We start from the raw sequence: 19,012 nt of genomic DNA, 5'->3' as shown, positions 1-19,012 counted from the left end.
TCTTTCAAAAGACGATCAAATGATCGCCATGGGCGACGCGTTCCAGCGTCCCCGTTATTTTTCGTTCCAGTTCCACGTTGTACAAGGCGTGGTAGTGGGCCGCCTGTTCCATCTCGCCCCATTGCGCGACGAATACGGAAGCCGCCAGCCCCGGGTCCAGCGACACGATGCGCCAGCCGCCCCGGTCGATCGAGCGCACATAGACGAACAATCTAGGCATAAATTTCCAGCAGGCGTCCGGTCTGCACGCCCCCTTCCTGAAAGACGATGACTTCACCTTCGGTGTGGACCAGTCGTTTTTTGAGCAAAAACGCGTAGTCGTTGAATCCTTCGCCCACCCACATCACGTCAAAGTCATAAAGGCGCGCCTGGAACGTGGCGTCCTGAAACAAGCTCTTGTCCTTTTCGACATCCAAAATCAAAATGTCGGCATTTTCTTTTACGCTTCCGACCGCGACGCGCAAAAACGGGTCGTTGTGGCGCCACACCTGCATCAAATAAAACAAGTCTTCCTGCCGGCCGGATTCCCGGTAGCAGACGAGCAGCTTGCGCTTTTTGGTCCAGAAAATCGGCAAAAAGCGCGCGTCGTAGCCAAGAACCGGTTCGGAAAAGTAGTTTTGAGCCTCATTGAGCGAAAAGCGGCCATCCATGCAAGGCAGCGGCGCAAGACGCGAAGGCGAAGGCGCTGACGGCACGCGCCAGCGGGCGGTAAAGTATTCGTTTTGAATGGAAAGTAAAGCCATGGGAAAGTCCTTTCTTGTATCGTGGATAAAATCGTTGAAAAACTGACGAACCGCTTCCGGGTTCGAAAAATCGCAACCGATACGGCAGGCGGAAGCCGCCAAAAACGGTTCGAAGCGAGAATGGGTTTGGGAAAACAGGCAAATCAGGCGGATGTTCGGTTTGTCCAGCCAGGCCGCCTTGTCCAGCCAGGCGGCGTCAAAGTCAATCACGACCGTCACCGGATCTTCGATCGCTTGCAAAAACCAAAGCGAGCTTTGCTCAAAATGAAGATGCTCGACATACACCGGGTCAAAGCGGGCCTGAATGCTTTCGACAACCGCGCGCCGGTGGCGCCCCGCCCATACCGCCACCCGCTCTCCCAAAGGGATGTCGTACCCCTCGAGCTTTTGCTCGCAAGGCTTGTCGACAAGCCAAAGCGAGTCAAACGCGACCGAATCAAGCGGCGGCTGCACGATGGGCGCGGTCGTTTCCGGCAGCGCCAGCACGTTTTTCTTCATGGCGTTCAAAATCGAATCCGCCCCGTCGTCCCGCGCGCCTTCGACATGCCAGCGCCGGACGCCGGCCTGCACGTAAAACGAGCGGCCGACCACCTCGTCCTTTTCGCTTTCCTGCATGTAAAACGTGCCCGGCTCTTCGATCGTTGCCGCCTTGTCGTGGCTTAAAACCTCGCGGGAATCGCTGGCGGAATTGACCTTCAAACAAATGCGGTACTTTGAATTGGACCAGATTTGCTCGTCGACGACGCCCGCCGGCTTTTGCGTGGCCAGCACGAGATGGATTCCAAGCGAGCGGCCGATCCGCGCCATTTCCTTCAAGTCGTCCATGACATGCGGGTACTGGAGCTTGAGCTGGGCGAATTCATCCACCACGATCAAGACGTGGCTCATCGCGTGCCCGTGCGCCCGATACCACGCGATATCCGCCACTTGCCCGCTTTGCTTTTGAAAGGAAGCCAGTATCGTTTGACGACGCTTGATTTCGCAACGCAGCGACGCCATGAACCGTTCGATTTGGTCGCCTTCCAAATTCGTGATTTGCCCGGCACAGTGCGGAAAGGCGTAAAACGCGCTGCCAAACGCCCCGCCCTTGAAATCAATGAGCAAATACTGAAAGTCCTGACTGGAAAAGTAGACGACGCCATACAGCAGCAAAGTCGCCAAAAACTCCGACTTCCCCGAACCGGTCATGCCGGCCACCAGCAAGTGCGCCCCCAAAAGATCCAGCGTGACCAAGCCGCCTTCGTTGACGCCAATCACAAACCGAAAGTCCTTTTGACCACCTCGCGCTTGCGCCACGCCGCGCTCCAAGTCGAAAATATCGTGAACCGACACGAGCGCCTGACATCCCTGGCGCGGCAGCGGATGACGCAAAAGACTTGGCTGTTCGACCGTCTGGTCAAACGGATACGACGGCATGTGTTCCGCGCAGCAAATCAAGGAAGCGTTGTCGGGCAGCCGCAACGGTTTGACCGGCAGCATTTCCTTTTCGACTACGATCCAGTACATCGTCTTCGTACCTATCGCCGCCAGCGCCTGCTCGACATCGTCAAAACGCAAAATCCGCTCTTCGACGCACAACCCATGCAGCCGCGGCAGCGTGCCGGGCGCACAAATCCACACCCATTTGCTCTTTTCGTCCGCTCGCGCCGCCATGTGGCAAAACAAATCCATCGGCGCGCACCGGATCCAAATCGCCGCCTGCCGGGCCAACGGCCGCCATACTGGCGCCGATTTTTGATGCTTCGCGATTTCGTTTTGAACTTCCGTGTACAGCTCCGATTTGCGCGTCGCGTAGTTGACCGCCGGCATGGCCGGCAACGCGACGGGGACGCGCTCGATTTCAATCGGAATCAAGTCGGGCGGACACAGGCAGTGTTCTTGTTTGGACGAGTCGTCAAATGCCAGCGTGTAGCGCCGCACGGCTTGCGCGTAGTCGTCGAGCCGCTCGCGCACGTAGTCCATGTACAACGTTTTCGCTTCGAGGATTTGCGCGCGGTTTTGGCGGCGGCCATGGAAAAACTGAAACAATCCCAGCATCAAAAACGCAAACGACATGAACAACGAGGACATCGACATGAGCAGGAAATTTCCTAAACGCTCCGGCGCGATCCGGGCCTGGATCCACAAGGAGATCCCGGTCGACGACAACATCATGAACGAGGGCGCCAGGGCGCCGGCCAGCGAAGAGCGAGCCGCCGAAGGCATCGAGACAAACGGTTCCAGCGCGTCAAAAACGGGAATCTTGCATCGTTCGATCAAACAACGCGGCGCCAGCGCGCCTGTCTCTTCTTCTGGCTCTTCCGGCCATGGTTCGTCGCGCCACGGCGTGTCGCTAAACAAAAACGGCGGATAGTAATACAAAACGGTCGTGGCCGCCAAAATCGTATCGCCCGCATGCAAGTCGGCTTCCTTCACCCGCGCCCCATTCACATACGTTCCATTCGTGCTTTGATCGACAAGACGGTCGTTCACAATCGTGAAATGCATCCCGGAAAGATGCGGGTCGGGCTGTTGAAAATCCTCTCGCCCCAGCGTGAACTTCGCGCCAATGCGCTTCATGGCGTACTTTTCAAGCGGCTTGATAAAGACGGTCGTTTCCCGATGGCGCGCCGGCTGGTTCCAGGACACGCGTCCCACCCCTTCCACCACGACGCTTTCCTCGTTCCAGGAAAGAGCCAGGCTTCCGGCGGCGGACGCGCCCGGCTCCAAGTCAAACCACTCGGCCGCGTCCGGCTTGCATACGACCAGTCTATACATGGCGCCACAGCCATCGTCCAAGCCAAATCACTGGCGCGAGCAGCAGCGCCCAGCCGCCTGCCCAGGCCGGTTTGGGCGCGGGCGCTTCCACTTCGAAATCGCGGCGCAACGTTTGGATTTGGTTGTCGGCGTCCCGGTACGCGATATCGACAACGTACTGGTCGGGCGCGGTGTCGATTTCGAAATACGCCTGTTGCAGCCGGTCTTGCTCCAGCGCGTCTTTTGAAACGGCTTTCCCGTTGACGCGAATGGACTCGACCCGCTCCGGATCGGTGTCGGCCAGCACGATTCGCACCTTTTCGCTGGCAAAGCGCCCGGATGCGGGAACAAGCGCCTCGTTGACAATTTCCAGCCGGGGCGTCTGGATGGCCGGCTCCTTTTTCCACGCCACGTCGAGTTGTTTTTGGTCGTCGAGCCGAAACGTCTTTTCCAGTATGGCTTCGCTTTTGAGCGACGAGGTGGCGACGAATTTGATTGGCTTAAAAGGATCGAGCGGCGGCTTCAATGCCGGGCGCGCGTCGGCAAAATCGACAGGATCCGGCTGTGGCTGTGGCTGAGGCTGAGGTTGTGGCTGAGGTTTGGGCGCGGGAAGCGGGAGCGGCGCTTGGATGGCGGGAATGGAAACCGTTTGCGAAGCGAAAAACACCTGGTCGTCTAAATCGGTCATTTCCGCCTCGATTCGCACGGTTTGCCCCTCGCTTTGCGCGCCCCACTTGACACGATCGACGTTGTCGTACATGGTTTCGCCGATTTTCCAGCGTACGGTTTTCACAGGGCGGGACAGCGCGAAATGAAGCGTGTCGTCTTCCCAGCTCGCTTCGAACGTGACTGGCTCGGGCTTGTATTCGACCGGCTCGAGAACGAGCGGTTCGAGCAAGGCGCCGCTTCGGATTTCGAACGTGTTGGTGCCGGGGACGAGCCGCGCTTCGTCGACGGCTTTTTCCTCGCCGTTGTGCCAAAGCGTAAACCCGTCGCGCCAATGCTCGATTTCGATGCCGGCGCCCCGAATGTGGAGGATGGGCTGGACGAGTGGTTCGATTTGGATCGTCTGCTCCGTTGTGTTGCCGGCCCGGTCGTGCGCCACGACGCGGACTTCGCGCATCGCGGGCGTTAAAACGAGCTCGCGTTTTTTGTATTCGACGCCGTCGACGAAAAACTGGATCCGGGCGAGATCCTCGCTTTCGGCCCGGACATCGAGCAGCGTGTCTTCGGCGAGCAAAAGCTCGTCGGGAACGTTGATTTGAAAGGCGGGTGGTTCTTTGTCGCCTTCCACGTCCAGCACGCCGGCCTGGATGGGCTCTCCGTTTGGATCGACGAGCGAAAACTCGATTTCAAAACGGCGGGCGTCGTGGACGTCGATAGGTTCGCCGTTCCAGGGTTCGCCATTGACGACGATCACGCTTTGGGACACATCGACGTGGTCGGCGAGTTCGATGCGGATCGTTTCCGCGGTGGCGGCTGCCTCGATTGGCGGCTTCGGGATTTCTTGCGTTGTATTCATTAGGTATTTGTTCTCCATATTTCTAATAGCGGGCGCAGGGCCGGATCTTGAAAGTCGACATACGGCTCGATAGCTTCGATTTCCAAAATGGCCCGGCTTTTCAAAAAAAGGGCGTATTCCACGATTCGCTGCGGATCGTGCTCGGCCAGCAAGGCGTACATGCGCTGCTGGCGCGAAATAGACAAGTAGATTTCGTTTTGAATGCAGATGTCCAGCAGTAAAGCCGCGTGGCGCGGATGGCTCGTTTTGTCGACAAGCCGCTCCATCTTTTCCGTGGTGAGGTTTTCATACAGCATGCCGCTCCATTCCAGCAGCAGGATCTCGTCTTCATAGCGTGTTTTCGTGGCGGGCGGAATCGTTTCGAACACGGCCCGGCTCAGACCGGGATCGTCGGCGCGAATCGTTTCCCGCACCAGAAACAAGACGTTTTTTTCATCGCTCCAAAACGCGTCGTCGAGCTTTTCTTTTTCTACGAGCGAATATAGCGTTTCCTGTTTGTTTTTGTACGCTTCCAGCACGGTCGGCTCAAGGGGCGCCCCGCTCGCCAGCCCGGCAAAGGCGGCGAGAAAGACAGACAGAATATAGGCCGCAACCTTGAGGCGTGATCGTCGCAGCGCGCGACGTAGCGACGGAATCGAAGATTTGGGATGTTTGCCTATGGAAACGAGGCGTCGAAGGAGCGGATGGAGCAGACGAAGATCGTCGGCGATTTCAAAGGCGTCTTGTTTGGGATGGATCGGGACGCTGGAAAGATAAATCGTGGAGGCGTGGAGCGGAACGCAGGCGTTGAAGTCGATCAAATGCGGCTGGTCGTCTTGAACAAGAATGTTGGCGGGCTTGTAGTCGATGTAAAGAAAGCCAAGGGCGTGGAGCGATTCGATTTGGTCGAGCAAGGCGAAAACAAGGCGAAGACGGCGCTTTTTGGATGGACGCGAGGCGAGCCATTGATCCAGGGGGATGCCCGGGATGTGCTGCTCGACAAGACAAAGCGAGCCAAACGATTCGTTGACGTCGACAAGATGGGGCGCGTAAGGAGAGAAAGCAGAGGCGAGAATTTCAATTTCAAGCATGAACTGCCGGCGAAGGATGGGATCTTTCGGATCGAGAAGCGTTTTTCGCACGTACAGCACGCCGGTCTTGCAATCGACGACTTCATCGACTTGGGAATGGCGGGTCACGCACAAGGTTTTGGAAAATTCAAAGCGGTCGCTCATAAAACCGGAAGACGTGGTCGGCGAACACGACGCGCATGCCCGGACGCAGCCGCATTTTTCGCTGCACGCGTTTGTCGTTTAAAAACGTGCCGTTGCTGGATTTCAAATCTTGGATATAGCACCGGTCGCCGTCTTTGGTGATGCGGGCATGTTTAAGCGAGATGTTCGGCTCGTCCAGAGCAATCTCGCACGTCATCGCCCGTCCGACAACCATTGACTCGAACAAAAGGTCGAAGCGCGTGCCGTTTTCATCTTGCAAATACGGCGCGTCCTGGTCGAGGGCGCCAATGATTTGGGTATGGAGGATCTTGTCCTCGCGGCGCAAGACGGGCGCGGGCTCGACAAAGTATCCGCCCACTTCCTCTCTGGCCAAAAAGCCGTCGCTTCTTTTTTTCGACCAGCGGTCGTACCATTTTTTCGGGTGGTACTGGCGGCGAAGCGCCTTGAGTCCGAGAACGAGATTGGGAATGGAAAATTCCTCGGAATGAAGAAGCGCGTGCAAATAGCCGGTCACTTCATAGTCGTGCGCGGTTTGAAACGTGGCGGCCAGCGCCCGGACAAAGGCCAGACAGTCTTCCTTGCGGTACAGCCAGTAATCCAGCTTGAGCGGCACGACCACAAACGCAAGCCCGGTGCCGTCGCGTTCGATATAGATCCAGTCCAGATCCAGCAGCACGGGTTTGGAGCGATTGACCGCGATCGCCTTCTCGAGCAGTTCGATCAAAAAATCGTACCCTTCCCCGCTTTCAAACACATAGTGCTTTAAAAAATGCGCAACCGGCACTTTCTTTCCATACCGGTACGCCAGCGTTCCGTTGGCGTTGTCGATCGGATCGAGGCAGTAGTCGTCGTGCCGGATGGCGGCGATCAAGTCCGGATCCATCGCGTTTTCATCTTGAAGCGCGATTTCCAGCACGTCGCCGCGCTCGTTCATCGTTTTGATTTGCTGCTTCATAACAACTCCTTTCCAGGGCACTTGGTTGCCACACCTTTTATATACGTTTTTTTTTCGAAAAATGGACACTTTTTTTAAAAAAAATTTAATTTTTTTCCTTTTATATAGATTTATACTTATTTTTTCCTTTGATTAAGTATACTTTTCTTCATTATATGTCTAGACATTTGTTTGATTATGATATATGATGTGATCGTAAACGATGTATCCCCTTTCAAAATGGATCCATTGAAAGACGATACGGCAAATAAGGAGAAGAAATTATGAAATCACTTGACCGTTTTACGGAACCTTTACTCGAATTCGGATCGAAACTGGCGGCGTTCAAACCGCTTGAGATCCTTCGTGACGCGTTCATGCTCGCGTTCCCGCTGACGATTTTCGGATCAATCACGCTGATCATCGCCAACTTTCCGTTTTTAGCCAACCTGATTGGCGAGGACGCGGCCGGCACGCTCAACGCGTTGCTCGGACCGGCTTCGACCGCGACGATGTCGATTGCCGCCATCTTCTTGTGCCTCGGTATCGGCTACTACTATTCGAAAGACAAGGAATGCGATCCAATCTTCGGCGCGGCCATCGCGCTGGCGGCCTTCCTGCTCGTCACCCCGATGGAAATGAACGTCGACTTGGAAGCGGGCGGCCAAATGCTCGTATCCAACATTTTCAACATCGACCGTCTGGGCGCGCGCGGCATGTTTGTCGCCATGATCGGCGCCTACTTCGCCTCGTTCCTGTATTGCTTCTTCACGAAGAAAAACTGGACGATCAAAATGCCTTCATCGGTTCCGCCTGCGGTTTCCAAATCGTTTGCGGCCCTCATTCCGGCCGTGATCACGCTGACCGTGTTCCTGCTGATCCGGATCGGCTTTATGTATACGCCTTGGGGCAACGTGCATGACTTTATTTACCAAATCGTGCAGGCGCCGCTTGTAAGCCTTGGACGTGGTCTTGGCGCGACGATTTTGGCGATTCTCGCGATTCAGTTTCTGTGGTTCTTCGGCTTGCACGGACAGATCATCGTCAATTCGGTGCTGGATCCAATCTGGAACACGCTGACACTCGAAAACCTGGAAGCGTTCCAGAGCGGCGCGCAAATCCCGAACATCGTCACAAAGCAGTTTATCGAGATTTTCACCGTCGGCATCGGCGGCTCGGGCATGACGCTGGGCGCGGTCATCCTGATGATCTTCTTCTGCAAAAGCAAGCAGCTTAAACAAATCGGACGTCTGGCGGCGCCGGCGGGCATCTTCAACGTCAACGAGCCGGTCATCTTCGGTATGCCGATCGTCCTCAACCCGACGATTTTCATTCCTTGGGTCGTGGCGCCAATCATCAACGTCATCATCGTCTACTTCGCGATGTCGGCCGGCCTGGTGCCTTACACGACCGGAATCACCGTGCCTTGGACGACGCCGATCTTCCTTTCCGGCATGCTGGCGACCAACTCGTGGCAAGGCGGTGTCGTGCAACTTGTCGAACTCGTTGTCGTGGCGCTCTGCTGGTTCCCGTTCCTGAAATCGCTTGATCGCCAAAACGTGAAAATCGAGGCGGAAACGGAATAAGATGAAAACAGTGGTTTGTTTCGACATTGGCGGCACCGCCGTCAAGCACGCGCTCATCGAGGACGGAAAACTGCTTGAAAAGGGCAGCTTTCCAACCGAGCGCGCCAGTGGAGATCACGTTTTGAATGAAATGCTGAACGTCGTGCAGACGTATGGAAAGAGGGCGAAGATCGACGGTCTCTCCATCAGCTCGCCCGGCTTTGTCGACAACAAAACGGGCACGGTTCTTTCAGGCAATGTCATCGACGGCTTCAACGGTTTGGCCATCCGGGAATGGTTTCAATCCCGGACCGGCTTGCCGGTCGCCATCGAAAACGACGCCAACTGCGCCACGATCGCCGAGCACTACATGGGCAACGGCCAGGGCTATGAAAACATGGTTTGCATGACGCTGGGCACGGGCGTGGGCGGCGGAATCATCATCAACGACCGCCTTTACACCGGCAACGCCAAGATGGCGGGCGAGTTTGGATTCATGTTCATCAACGGGATCCACACCGACAAGCCGGAAGACGAGATCCTTTCGGGCTTCGCCTCCACGCGGGCGCTTGTGGAAAGCGTCAACAACGAGCTGGACGAAAAACTCGACGGCATCGAGATTTTCCGCCGGGCCGAGGAAGGCGACGCGCTTTGCAGCGAAAAAGTGTCCGCCTTCTATGATGCCGTGGCGATGGGCATCTACAACATCGCCTACACTTTGAATCCAGACATCGTTTTAATTGGCGGAGCGGTTTCGATGCAGCCGAAACTGCTTGACGAAGTCAAACGACGCGTCGAAGATCTGACACCATCTTTTTCTCTCAACTTACTGGATATTATGCAGATCGACCGATGCAAATTTCTCAACGATGCGGGATTATATGGCGCGTACGCCAACTTTATGGAAACGTTCGCCAAATAAGGCAGTCACAGTCTGGAGCGTGACTCGCCATAAAAAAAAGCCGGAGTGCATTCGCTCCGGTTTTTTCGTCTGTTCGATGGGCAACGCGGCTGGCGTTCGCCGGTTTTTTACTCTTTTTCCTTCACGACAACCGACACGCCGTTTGGGATGCATGTCAGCGTCGCGTCCTTCCCTTTCATTTCGTACGCCATCGCCAGCGCTTGGTCCAGTGATGGAGCGTATGTCATCTTCAAGCCTTCGATCATTTCTTTTTGTTTTGGATCGGCCACAAAGATGATCGGATGCTTGCGGGCGATGCGGGCCAGAATTTGCGAACACCACTGATCGGGACGGGTTTCGGTTTGCGGCGTCGCCAGAAACTTTTGATACGCCGTCTCGATGTCCGGCTCGTCGGCGATGATATGGTAGAAGAAATCGCCGCCTGTGCCGTCTTTGCATGTCGCCAGCATGATGATGACGCCATCGTCTTTGACCGTGGCTTCGGCGGCCGTCATGCCTTTGGGCGACTGATACGCGTTTTGATCGAGCGGATAGCCACCGTTGGTCGTGATGACGATGTCGGCCGGTTCGGGCTCGACGCACACGTACGGATCCAAAAACGCGCAGCCCGCCGCGTGGGCCTGCTCAAAATCGCCCGCGAACGCCGCGACGGTTTTCTTCTTTTCGTCGATGACGACATTGACAATGTACGCCAGCTTTGCCAGTCTGGCGGCCTCCACCATGTCGGTATGGATCGGGTTGTCCTTTAAAATCCCGGTCCGGGCGTGCGCATCGTCGATAAACTTCGAGCAGTGGTTGCCCATGACGGTGACGGCGTCGGCCACCCCGGGGAGCACGCTTTTGCGCCCGCCCGAATAGCCGGCGAAAAAGTGCGGCTCGATAAAGCCTTCCGCGATGAGCAAATCGGTATGCACCGCGTCCTTGTCGACAATGCAGTCCGGTCCCGACGGCAAAACGCCGATCTTTTCATTCCGGGACGGATCGTGGGCGTCGTGGACGAGGATCTTGTCCTGAAAGCGGGCGTACAACGCGTCGCCCAGCTTCGCTTTTAGCTCCTCGGTCGAGGTCGGCCGGTGGAATCCGGTCGCCACAAGTAGCCGTATGTTGATGTCCGGATTGCCTTCTTCCAGCTCCCGAATCATTTCCGGCAAAATATCCTGGCTTGGCACTGGTCTTGTGTGGTCGCTGATGATGATCACGCAATCTTTTTTCCCTTTCGCCAACTCGCGAAGCGGCTTGGAGCCAATCGGATGCTCCATCGCCTCGCGCACAATCGTCCGCCCGTCGCGCTCGCTTTTGAGCGTGTCCACTTTCGACTCCAAAACCGGCGTGTCGTCCGGTACCCAAAGATCCTGGGTTGTCGTGTCGTAAAAAAAACTGACTTTCTTCATTGCTTTCACCTTTTCAAATTGGTACTACCATTCCTTCCCTCTTATTTTATGAAACCGCTTTCAGTCCTGCAACCCTTTCGCACGAAAAAAACCGGAACGCGTCCGGTTTGAAATTGTTTTTTATTTCTTTTCCAAGTCGAATCCGAAGTATTCGATAGCGTTGTTGTAGGAAATGCCCTTGATGATCGGCGCGAGCAAATCCATGTCGTACGGGAACTCCCCGTTCTCAACCCAGCCGCCCACGAGATTGCACAAAATGCGGCGGAAGTACTCGTGACGCGGGTACGACAGGAAGCTTCTCGAGTCCGTCAGCATGCCGACAAAGTTGCCAAGCAAGCCAAGGTTGGCCAGCGACGTCATTTGTTTTTGCATACCCGTCTTGTTGTCGTTGAACCACCAGGCGGATCCTTGCTGGATCTTGCCGATCGCGTCGCTGTTTTGGAAGCAGCCGATAATCGTGCCAATCATTTCGTCGTCACCCGGGTTAAGCGAGTAAATGATCGTGCGCGGCAAACCGCCGTTGGCGTTGACCGCGTTCAGGAAATCGGCCAGCTGCGCGCCCGGCGCCTCGTTGGAAATGCAGTCGAAGCCCGTATCCGGTCCGAGTTTGTCGAACATCGTCGTGTTGTTGTCGCGCTTGCAGCCATAGTGCAACTGCATCACCCAGTCGTGCTTTTTGTTTTCCTGGGCCAAAAACAGCATGATCGCCGTCTTGAATTTCACGATTTCCTCGTTGGAAAGCGTCTCGCCGTTTTTCTTTTTCGCGAAAATCGTCTCGATTTCCTCGTCACTTGCCGGAACGTACATCACATAGTCCAGTCCGTGGTCGGCTACCGAGCAGCCGTTGGCCGCGAAGTAGTCCATGCGTTTGGCCAGCGCCGCTTTCAAATCGGCAAACGAGTCGATCTTCATATCGGCCGCCGCTTCCAGCTTTGCCACATACGCCATGAAATCCGGCTTGTTGATGTTGACCGCCTTGTCCGGACGCCATGCCGGCAGCACTTGCACGTCAAAGCTTTCGTCTTCCTTGATGAGCTTGTGCCATTTCAAATCGTCGATTGGATCGTCCGTCGTGCAAATGAGTGTGACGTTCGCCTTTTTAATCAGGCTGCGCACGCGCATATCGTCCTGCTGGAGCATCGCGTTAGCTTTGTCCCAGATTTCCTTGGCCGTCTTCGTGCTCAGCGGCGTGTCGATGCCAAAGAAGCGCTGCAGCTCCAAATGCGACCAGTGGTACAGCGGGTTGCCAATCGCTTTTTCCAGCGTCAGCGCGTATTTCTCGAACTTTTCCCAGTCCGACGCCTCGCCGGTAATGTAGTATTCGTCAATGCCGTTCGAGCGCATCTGGCGCCACTTGTAGTGGTCGCCCCCCAGCCATACCTGGGCAATGTTTTCAAACTGGCGGTTTTCGTAAATTTCCTGCGGGTCGATGTGGCAGTGGTAGTCGAGCACCGGCACGACAGCCGCGTAATCGTGAAACAGTTCCTTCGCCGTTTCGGTTTCGAGAAGGAAGTCCTTGTCCATAAACTTTTTCATAATGGTTCTCCTGTCTTTTATTTTATAATCATTTTTATTGTACAAATCGACTGAATCCGCTTCCATGGCGAAACCAGTCGATTACATTGCGTTTGTTGTTGGGTTTTCTACATGACGCCCAGCACAGTCGGCAGCCACAAGCTGATTTGCGGAATGTACGTGACGAGCATGAGCACGACGAAGATCGCGCCAAAGTACAGCAGCAGCTGCTTGATGACCGACTCGATCGTGACCCCGCCGACCTTGACGCCAACAAAGAGCGTCGTGCCCACCGGCGGCGTGATCGTGCCGATACACAAGTTGAAGATGAGCATGATCCCGAAGTGGATGACATCCATACCCAGCGCCGTGCAAACCGGCAGGAAGATCGGCGTGAAGATCAGGCACGCCGGCGTCATATCCATAAACGTGCCAACAACGAGCAAAATCACGTTGATCAGCAGCAGGATGATGACTTTGTTGTCGGTCAAGCCAAGCAGCCCTTCACTCACCAGCTGCGGGATGCCCGTGAACGCCATGACCCACGACATGATCGAGGACACGCCAATCAAAAAGATGATGATGCCCGTCATTTGCGCGCTTTCCTTGAAGATGGCCGGCAAGTCGCTCCATTTGATCGACTTGTAGCCAAAGAGCGAAAGAACAAGCGAGTACACCACGGCCACGACCGAGCCTTCTGTCGCGGTAAAGATACCGCCGATAATACCGCCGATCACGACGACGATGAGCAGCAGGCAAGGCAGCGCCTGCAGCAGCACGTTCCACTTTTCCTTCCCGCTCATTTGCACGTTGGAGTAGAACTTGTTTTTCTTCGCCAGAAAGTACACGACGATCATGCACGCCAGACCCCACAGGATGCCCGGAATGTAGCCGGCCATAAACAAGGCGGATACGCTGGCGCCACCCGAAACGAGGGCGTACGTGATCATGACGTTGCTTGGCGGAATGAGCAATCCAGTCGGCGCGGTCGCGATGTTGACCGCCGCCGAGAAATTCGGATCGTAGCCGTCTTCCTTTTCAACCGGCCCGATAATCGAACCCATCGCGGAAGCGGCCGCCGTTCCCGACCCGGAAATCGAGCCAAACAGCATGTTGGCCAAAACGTTGGTCTGCGCCAGGGCGCCCGGCATTTTTCCCGTCAGCATTTTCGCCAGGTTGATCAAGCGGATGGCGATGCCACCGCGGTTCATGATGTTACCCGCCAAAATAAAGAACGGAATGGCCAGCAGCGAGAACACGGAAATTCCCGAGAAGATGCGCTGCGAGGCGGTGAGCACCGCGACGTCGAAAGGCATAATCGGCAAAATCGCGCACACCGAGGAAATCCCCAGGGCGATGGCGATTGGCACGCCCAAAAGCAGCATAACCACCAAAAGAACTAGAATAATCAAACCGGATAATAAAGAGATTGTCATCTTAGTACACGTCCCCTTTCTCTTCGACACCGCTGTGCATGTCTAAATTTTCGCCATGGCACATGTCGATGATGTTCAACACGCTGTATACGAGAATCGCCACGCCGGAAACGGGCAAAATCGTGTACACGTATCCCATCGGGATGCCAAGCGAAGCCGTCATTTGCTGCATGGACAACTGCATGATCGCGCTGCCGCCCCACACAAGCGCCAGCAACGCGAAGCCCAAAATCAGGATCTCGATGAAAATGTCGAGCGCCTGCTTCGCTTTTCCTTGCAGCTTGTCGGCCAGAAAGCCCATCCGCATATGGTCGCGGATGCCAAACACGTAGGCGCTGGCCAGCAGCGCCATCCAAACAAAGCTGTACGTGAGCAGCTCCTCGCTCACCGTGCTTGGCCGGTTGAAAAAGTAGCGCGTAATAATTTGATAGGAGCCGATCACGACCATGAACGCGAACAAGACGACGCAAGCGCCCATGATGATCTGATCCATCCGTTTCCGGATCGTTTTCGTAATTTTCAACATCGTTTCCTACTCCTTTTCTTCGTATTTGCGGTTGACTTCCTGGATATGCTCGTACATCTCCACGATATCCGGGTTGTTTTCGAGCATTTCCTTTTGCACGTCCGACACTTTGTCCTTGAACGCCTGGATGTCGACTTCGATGAACTCGACGCCCTGCTCGTCTTTCGCGATTTGTTTCGCTTTTTCTACCGCTTTGACCCATTCGGCCATTTCCACCTCGGTCGCCTTTTGCGCCGCTTCCATGAACACCGCGTATTCCTCGTCGCTCAGGCTTTCAAGAAATTTCGTGTTGCCAATGAGCACATCCGGCACCATCTGGTGCTGGTTGTACGAATAATACTTCGCTACTTCGCCGTGCTTGTTGTTGGTGAGGGCGAGCTCGTTGTTTTCCGCGCCGTTGATAACGCCCTGCTGGATAGCCGTGTACACCTCGCCAAACGACATCGGGCTGGCGGCCGCGCCAAACGCCTTCACCATGTTGACGGAAGCCGGCGACTGCTGCACGCGGATCTTCTGTCCTTTCAAGTCGTCCGGGGTGCGAATCGGCTTCGTGGAATAAAAGCTGCGCGTTCCCGCGTCGAACCATGTCAAAACCCGGAATCCCGACTTGTCTGTCGAATTGTACAACGCCTGCATGTAGTCGATATCGTTCATCACCTCATGGTACGCGTCGGTCGACGTGAACAAGTAAGGCATGGAAAAGATTTCGTACGATTTCGCGAACGTTTCCACGTTTGCCGTTCCGGCGACCACAAAGTCGATTGCGCCGGTCTGCGTCAGCTCGATCGCCTTCTGGGCCGAGCCAAGCAGCTCGTTGGGAAAGATTTCCACTTCGTATTTGTCGCCAAGGCGTTCCTCGATGATTTCTTTGAACGCCAGCATGCCGATATGCTCGGGATGCTCTTCGGATTGCGCGTGGGCGATCCGGATGATCCGCTTGCCGCCGGTCACGGAATCGAACGCCGCGCAACCGGCCAGGCTGCAAGTCATCGCCATCGCGGCGACACCTGCGAAAAGCCGTCTCCATAATTTCATAGATTGTTTCTCCTTCTATCGCTTCAATTTTATGTGTAAGCCTTTACAGCAAACCACTATACAGGATTGAAAAAAGAAAGGCAATCTATTATTTAAGTTTTGCTTATTCATTTGACAAAAATCTATATCTTCCCCAAATTATTGGTCTTTCTTACACGTTTCTTCCCCGATGAAAATAAAATGTCTGCCATTTTCAAGTCATTTTTTATTCCCTTCCGTTGACACCTCCCTACTTTTTATGATAAATAATATGTAAGCCTTTACACATAAACCGAAAAATGTGTATGCAAAACAGGAGGAAAATCAATGGATAAACAATGGATCCAAATCAATCCGCAAGACAACGTGGCGGTTGCCTTGACCCCCTTGAAACAAGGAGAGCGCATCGAAACGAAAAACGGTTCGTTCGAATTGATCGAAGACATCGCGCCCGGTCATAAGTTCGCCCTGCGCCCGATTGGCGAAGACGAAAACATTGTCAAGTACGGTCTGGCGATCGGCCACGCTACGACGCCGATCGAAGCCGGACAATGGGTGCACATCCACAACATCAAAACCAATTTAGGCGACGTGCTCGACTACACGTATACCCCAGACATCCCGGCGCTGGCGCCGCGGCCGGAAAAAACGTTTGCCGGCTACCGCCGTTCCAGCGGCAAGGCCGGCATCCGCAACGAAATCTGGATCATTCCGACCGTGGGCTGCGTCAACAACATCGCCCAGGCCATCGAGAAAGCGAGCGCGCATCTTGTCAAGGACGGCGTGGAAGCCGTGTGCGCCTTTCCGCATCCGTACGGCTGCTCGCAAATGGGCGGCGACCAGGACAACACCCGCCGCATTTTGGCGGATTTGATCGAGCACCCCAACGCCGGCGGCGTCCTCGTGCTCGGGCTGGGCTGCGAAAACTCGAACATCGACACGATCAAGCCATATTTGAACGACCCGGAAAGCGATCGCATCGAGTATCTCGTGTGCCAGGACGTCGAGGATGAAATCGCGGCCGGCATCGAACGCGTCGAACGCCTCGCCCGTCGCATGAAAAACGACAAGCGCGAGCCGATTGGCGCCAGCGAGCTCGTCATTGGTTTGAAGTGCGGCGGATCGGACGGGTTGTCCGGCATCACCGCCAACCCGACCGTCGGCGCGTTTTCCGACAAGCTCATCGCCCAGGGCGGCACGACGATCCTGACCGAGGTGCCGGAAATGTTCGGCGCGGAAACACTGCTCATGAACCGCTGCGAAAACGAGCGGCTGTTCGAGCAAACCGTCGATCTCATCAACGGCTTCAAGACGTATTTCCAGTCCCACAACCAGACGATTTACGAAAACCCGTCGCCCGGCAATAAAAAAGGCGGCATTTCCACGCTGGAGGACAAGTCGATGGGCTGCACGCAAAAAGCGGGCTCGGCTCCAGTCGAAGGCGTGCTTTCCTATGGGGAAAGAGTGCAGCACAAAGGATTGAACCTGCTTTCGGCCCCGGGCAACGATTTAGTCGCCAGCACGGCGCTGGCCGCCAGCGGCGCGCACATGGTGCTCTTCACGACCGGACGCGGCACGCCGTTCGCCTCCCCGGTGCCGACGATGAAGATTTCCAGCAACTCCTTGCTGGCCAAGCACAAGTCGAAATGGATCGACTTCAACTGCGGCCAGCTGCTCGAGTCCAAAAACCTCGACGAGCTCTCCGACGAGCTTTTGGACTTCGTGCTCGCCGTCGCCAGCGGCGAGCTTGTCGCCAGCGAAAAAGCGGGCTTCCACGACATGGCGATTTTCAAGCAGGGCGTCACCCTGTAAATTCGAGAGGAACAAACATATGAAAACATTAAATTACGAAACTTTGAAACAATCGAACTACGAAGGCTACCTTTTGGAAGACGCGCCGGTTCGCGTATTGCAGTTTGGCGAAGGAAACTTTATGCGCGGATTCGTCGACTACTTCATCGACCAAATGAACGAGAAAGCCGGCTTCGACACGAAAGTCACGCTCGTGCAGCCAATCAGCCAGGGCGCATTCCGCCTCAAGGACATCATCAACGAGCAGGAAGGCTTGTACACCTTGTATTTGCAAGGATTCCAGGATGGCCAGGAAGTCCGCGAAAAGCGCGTCATCTCGGCGGTCAAAAACTGCCTGAACGCCTACGAGGACTGGAACGAGGTGCTCGACATGGCGAAAAAACCGGATTTGCGCTTCATCACGTGCAACACGACCGAAGCCGGCATCGCCTACGATCCAACGTGCCAGTTCGCCGACGCGCCAGCCGCCAGCTACCCGGCCAAACTGACGCAGTTTTTGTTCGCCCGCTTCCAGCAGCAGCTGCCGGGCTTCATCATCCTGGCGTGCGAGCTCATCGACAACAACGGCAAGGAACTCGAAAAATGCGTCCTTCAGCACGCCAAAGACTGGAACCTGGGCGAAGACTTCATTCAGTGGATCCAAAAAGAAAACGTGTTCTGCTCGACGCTGGTCGACCGCATCGTCACCGGCTATCCGCGCGCGGAAGCTGACGCAATGAACGCGGAAAACGGCTACGTGGACAATACGCTGGACACCGGCGAGATTTTCGGTGTCTGGGTCATTGAAGGTCCGCAGTCGCTGCGCGACGAGCTGCCGTTTGAAAAAGCCGGTCTGCCAATCATCGTGACCGACGACCACAAGCCATACAAGGAGCAGAAAGTGCGCATTTTGAACGGCGCGCACACGTCGATGGTGCTGGGTGCCTTTCTGGCCGGCCAGACGATCGTGCGCGACTGCATGTACGATCCGACGATCAGCGCGTACATGAACGAAGCCATTTACAACGAGATCATCCCGACGCTTTCGCTTTCGAAGGAAGACTGCGAGCAATTCGCCAAAGCCGTGACGGAACGTTTCAAAAATCCGTTCATCGACCACGAGCTGCTCGCGATCTCGCTCAACTCGACGGCGAAGTGGAAGGCGCGCGTCCTCCCTTCCCTGCTTGGTTACGTGGACAAGTTCCACAAGCTCCCGAAAGCGCTCACGACGTCGCTGGCCAGCTACATCGCCTTCTACCGCGGCAAGGAACTGGACGCCGATGGATTAAAAGCCGTAAATCCGGTCACGAAACAGCCGTACACGATCAAGGACGACGCCGACGTGCTCGAATTCTTTGCCGCCAACAGCGACAAGCCAAACGCGCAGCTCGTTTCCCTCGTTCTGGGCAACACGAGCTTCTGGGGACAGGATTTGAACGCGATCGAAGGCCTTCACGACGCGGTAACAAGCGCGCTGGACACGATAGACAACGAAGGCGCCATGGCCGCCATGCAGGCGTGCCTGAACAAGGGAGAATAAGCATGAATAAAACTTTACAGCGATTCCACGAGATCGGGATCATCCCGGTCGTCGTTCTCGACCATAAGGAAGACGCCGCGCCACTGGCCAACGCCCTTTGCGAAGGCGGTCTTCCCGCCGCGGAAGTGACATTCCGCACCCGCGAAGCCGCCGCCTGCATCGA

Annotated in this window: 14 protein-coding genes and 1 pseudogene; 5 read left to right on the top strand and 10 right to left on the bottom strand. The window is 55.5% G+C overall.

The window, feature by feature from the left end:
* Positions 1-4 precede the first annotated feature (4 nt).
* The 5 genes from ABNS49_RS00075 to ABNS49_RS00055 are packed head-to-tail and all read right to left on the bottom strand — an operon-like array spanning position 5 to position 7,170.
* The gene (locus tag ABNS49_RS00075; RefSeq protein ID WP_168353559.1) at positions 5-220 is read right to left on the bottom strand and encodes a hypothetical protein; all 216 of its coding nucleotides are present in this window, start codon (positions 218-220) and stop codon (positions 5-7) included.
* Positions 213-3,500 (bottom strand): FtsK/SpoIIIE domain-containing protein, encoded by a 3,288-nt coding sequence (locus ABNS49_RS00070; protein WP_348687605.1) that lies wholly within the window; start codon positions 3,498-3,500, stop codon positions 213-215. Before ABNS49_RS00070 ends, ABNS49_RS00075 begins: the two co-directional genes overlap by 8 nt.
* Positions 3,493-5,001 carry a hypothetical protein gene (locus ABNS49_RS00065; protein ID WP_135980014.1) on the bottom strand — a complete coding sequence of 503 codons (1,509 nt, stop codon included), beginning with the start codon at positions 4,999-5,001 and terminating at the stop codon, positions 3,493-3,495. The genes ABNS49_RS00070 and ABNS49_RS00065 overlap by 8 nt, the downstream gene beginning before the upstream one ends.
* Positions 5,001-6,215 carry a hypothetical protein gene (locus ABNS49_RS00060; RefSeq protein ID WP_135980013.1) on the bottom strand — a complete coding sequence of 405 codons (1,215 nt, stop codon included), beginning with the start codon at positions 6,213-6,215 and terminating at the stop codon, positions 5,001-5,003. The genes ABNS49_RS00065 and ABNS49_RS00060 overlap by 1 nt, the downstream gene beginning before the upstream one ends.
* Positions 6,199-7,170 (bottom strand): FHA domain-containing protein, encoded by a 972-nt coding sequence (locus tag ABNS49_RS00055; RefSeq protein ID WP_135980012.1) that lies wholly within the window; start codon positions 7,168-7,170, stop codon positions 6,199-6,201. The genes ABNS49_RS00060 and ABNS49_RS00055 overlap by 17 nt, the downstream gene beginning before the upstream one ends.
* 263 nt (positions 7,171-7,433) lie before the next feature.
* On the opposite strand from ABNS49_RS00055, the gene celB reads away from it, so the two are divergent.
* Positions 7,434-8,735 carry a PTS cellobiose transporter subunit IIC gene (celB, locus tag ABNS49_RS00050; protein ID WP_135980011.1) on the top strand — a complete coding sequence of 434 codons (1,302 nt, stop codon included), beginning with the start codon at positions 7,434-7,436 and terminating at the stop codon, positions 8,733-8,735.
* Between the two features lies 1 nt (position 8,736).
* Positions 8,737-9,636, top strand: coding sequence for an ROK family protein (locus tag ABNS49_RS00045; RefSeq protein WP_135980010.1), 900 nt, complete (start codon positions 8,737-8,739; stop codon positions 9,634-9,636).
* A 107-nt stretch (positions 9,637-9,743) separates the two neighbouring features.
* Here ABNS49_RS00045 and larA read toward each other — a convergent pair whose 3' ends face one another.
* From larA to ABNS49_RS00020, 5 genes are all read right to left on the bottom strand, one after another.
* On the bottom strand, positions 9,744-11,027 hold the full coding sequence (gene larA / locus ABNS49_RS00040; protein WP_135980009.1) for a nickel-dependent lactate racemase: 1,284 nt from the start codon (positions 11,025-11,027) through the stop codon (positions 9,744-9,746).
* Between the two features lie 120 nt (positions 11,028-11,147).
* Positions 11,148-12,563 (bottom strand): glucuronate isomerase, encoded by a 1,416-nt coding sequence (uxaC, locus tag ABNS49_RS00035; protein WP_135980008.1) that lies wholly within the window; start codon positions 12,561-12,563, stop codon positions 11,148-11,150.
* Between the two features lie 107 nt (positions 12,564-12,670).
* Complete coding sequence (locus ABNS49_RS00030) at positions 12,671-13,978, bottom strand: TRAP transporter large permease (protein ID WP_135980007.1); 1,308 nt, start codon at positions 13,976-13,978, stop codon at positions 12,671-12,673.
* 1 nt (position 13,979) lies between these two features.
* Positions 13,980-14,504: a TRAP transporter small permease gene (locus ABNS49_RS00025; RefSeq protein ID WP_135980006.1), complete on the bottom strand. Its 525-nt coding sequence runs from the start codon at positions 14,502-14,504 to the stop codon at positions 13,980-13,982.
* Positions 14,505-14,510: 6 nt separating this feature from the next.
* Positions 14,511-15,539 carry a TRAP transporter substrate-binding protein gene (locus ABNS49_RS00020; RefSeq protein ID WP_135980005.1) on the bottom strand — a complete coding sequence of 343 codons (1,029 nt, stop codon included), beginning with the start codon at positions 15,537-15,539 and terminating at the stop codon, positions 14,511-14,513.
* A 306-nt stretch (positions 15,540-15,845) separates the two neighbouring features.
* Here ABNS49_RS00020 and ABNS49_RS00015 point away from each other — a divergent pair, with 306 nt between their 5' ends.
* From ABNS49_RS00015 to ABNS49_RS00005, 3 genes and pseudogenes are all read left to right on the top strand, one after another.
* Positions 15,846-17,330 carry an altronate dehydratase family protein gene (locus tag ABNS49_RS00015; protein WP_135980004.1) on the top strand — a complete coding sequence of 495 codons (1,485 nt, stop codon included), beginning with the start codon at positions 15,846-15,848 and terminating at the stop codon, positions 17,328-17,330.
* 19 nt (positions 17,331-17,349) lie between these two features.
* Positions 17,350-18,849, top strand: a complete 1,500-nt coding sequence (locus tag ABNS49_RS00010) for a tagaturonate reductase (protein WP_135980003.1) — start codon at positions 17,350-17,352, stop codon at positions 18,847-18,849.
* Positions 18,850-18,851: 2 nt separating this feature from the next.
* Positions 18,852-19,012, top strand: a pseudogene (locus tag ABNS49_RS00005) (keto-hydroxyglutarate-aldolase/keto-deoxy-phosphogluconate aldolase); the annotation flags it as partial.

This window comes from uncultured Dubosiella sp. (assembly GCF_964018005.1).
Taxonomy (GTDB): Bacteria; Bacillota_I; Bacilli_A; order Erysipelotrichales; family Erysipelotrichaceae; genus Dubosiella; species Dubosiella muris.
Note: the sequence above shows the minus strand (reverse complement) of the source record. Positions and strands in the feature narration are given on the sequence as shown.

Excerpts from the sequence above, each read along its gene's own strand:
- ABNS49_RS00075 (WP_168353559.1), bottom strand. The coding sequence starts at position 220 with ATGCCTAGATTGTTCGTCTATGTGCGCTCGATCGACCGGGGCGGCTGG.
- ABNS49_RS00070 (WP_348687605.1), bottom strand. The coding sequence starts at position 3,500 with ATGTATAGACTGGTCGTATGCAAGCCGGACGCGGCCGAGTGGTTTGAC.
- ABNS49_RS00065 (WP_135980014.1), bottom strand. The coding sequence starts at position 5,001 with ATGAATACAACGCAAGAAATCCCGAAGCCGCCAATCGAGGCAGCCGCC.
- ABNS49_RS00060 (WP_135980013.1), bottom strand. The coding sequence starts at position 6,215 with ATGAGCGACCGCTTTGAATTTTCCAAAACCTTGTGCGTGACCCGCCAT.
- ABNS49_RS00055 (WP_135980012.1), bottom strand. The coding sequence starts at position 7,170 with ATGAAGCAGCAAATCAAAACGATGAACGAGCGCGGCGACGTGCTGGAA.
- celB (WP_135980011.1), top strand. The coding sequence starts at position 7,434 with ATGAAATCACTTGACCGTTTTACGGAACCTTTACTCGAATTCGGATCG.
- ABNS49_RS00045 (WP_135980010.1), top strand. The coding sequence starts at position 8,737 with ATGAAAACAGTGGTTTGTTTCGACATTGGCGGCACCGCCGTCAAGCAC.
- larA (WP_135980009.1), bottom strand. The coding sequence starts at position 11,027 with ATGAAGAAAGTCAGTTTTTTTTACGACACGACAACCCAGGATCTTTGG.
- uxaC (WP_135980008.1), bottom strand. The coding sequence starts at position 12,563 with ATGAAAAAGTTTATGGACAAGGACTTCCTTCTCGAAACCGAAACGGCG.
- ABNS49_RS00030 (WP_135980007.1), bottom strand. The coding sequence starts at position 13,978 with ATGACAATCTCTTTATTATCCGGTTTGATTATTCTAGTTCTTTTGGTG.
- ABNS49_RS00025 (WP_135980006.1), bottom strand. The coding sequence starts at position 14,504 with ATGTTGAAAATTACGAAAACGATCCGGAAACGGATGGATCAGATCATC.
- ABNS49_RS00020 (WP_135980005.1), bottom strand. The coding sequence starts at position 15,539 with ATGAAATTATGGAGACGGCTTTTCGCAGGTGTCGCCGCGATGGCGATG.
- ABNS49_RS00015 (WP_135980004.1), top strand. The coding sequence starts at position 15,846 with ATGGATAAACAATGGATCCAAATCAATCCGCAAGACAACGTGGCGGTT.
- ABNS49_RS00010 (WP_135980003.1), top strand. The coding sequence starts at position 17,350 with ATGAAAACATTAAATTACGAAACTTTGAAACAATCGAACTACGAAGGC.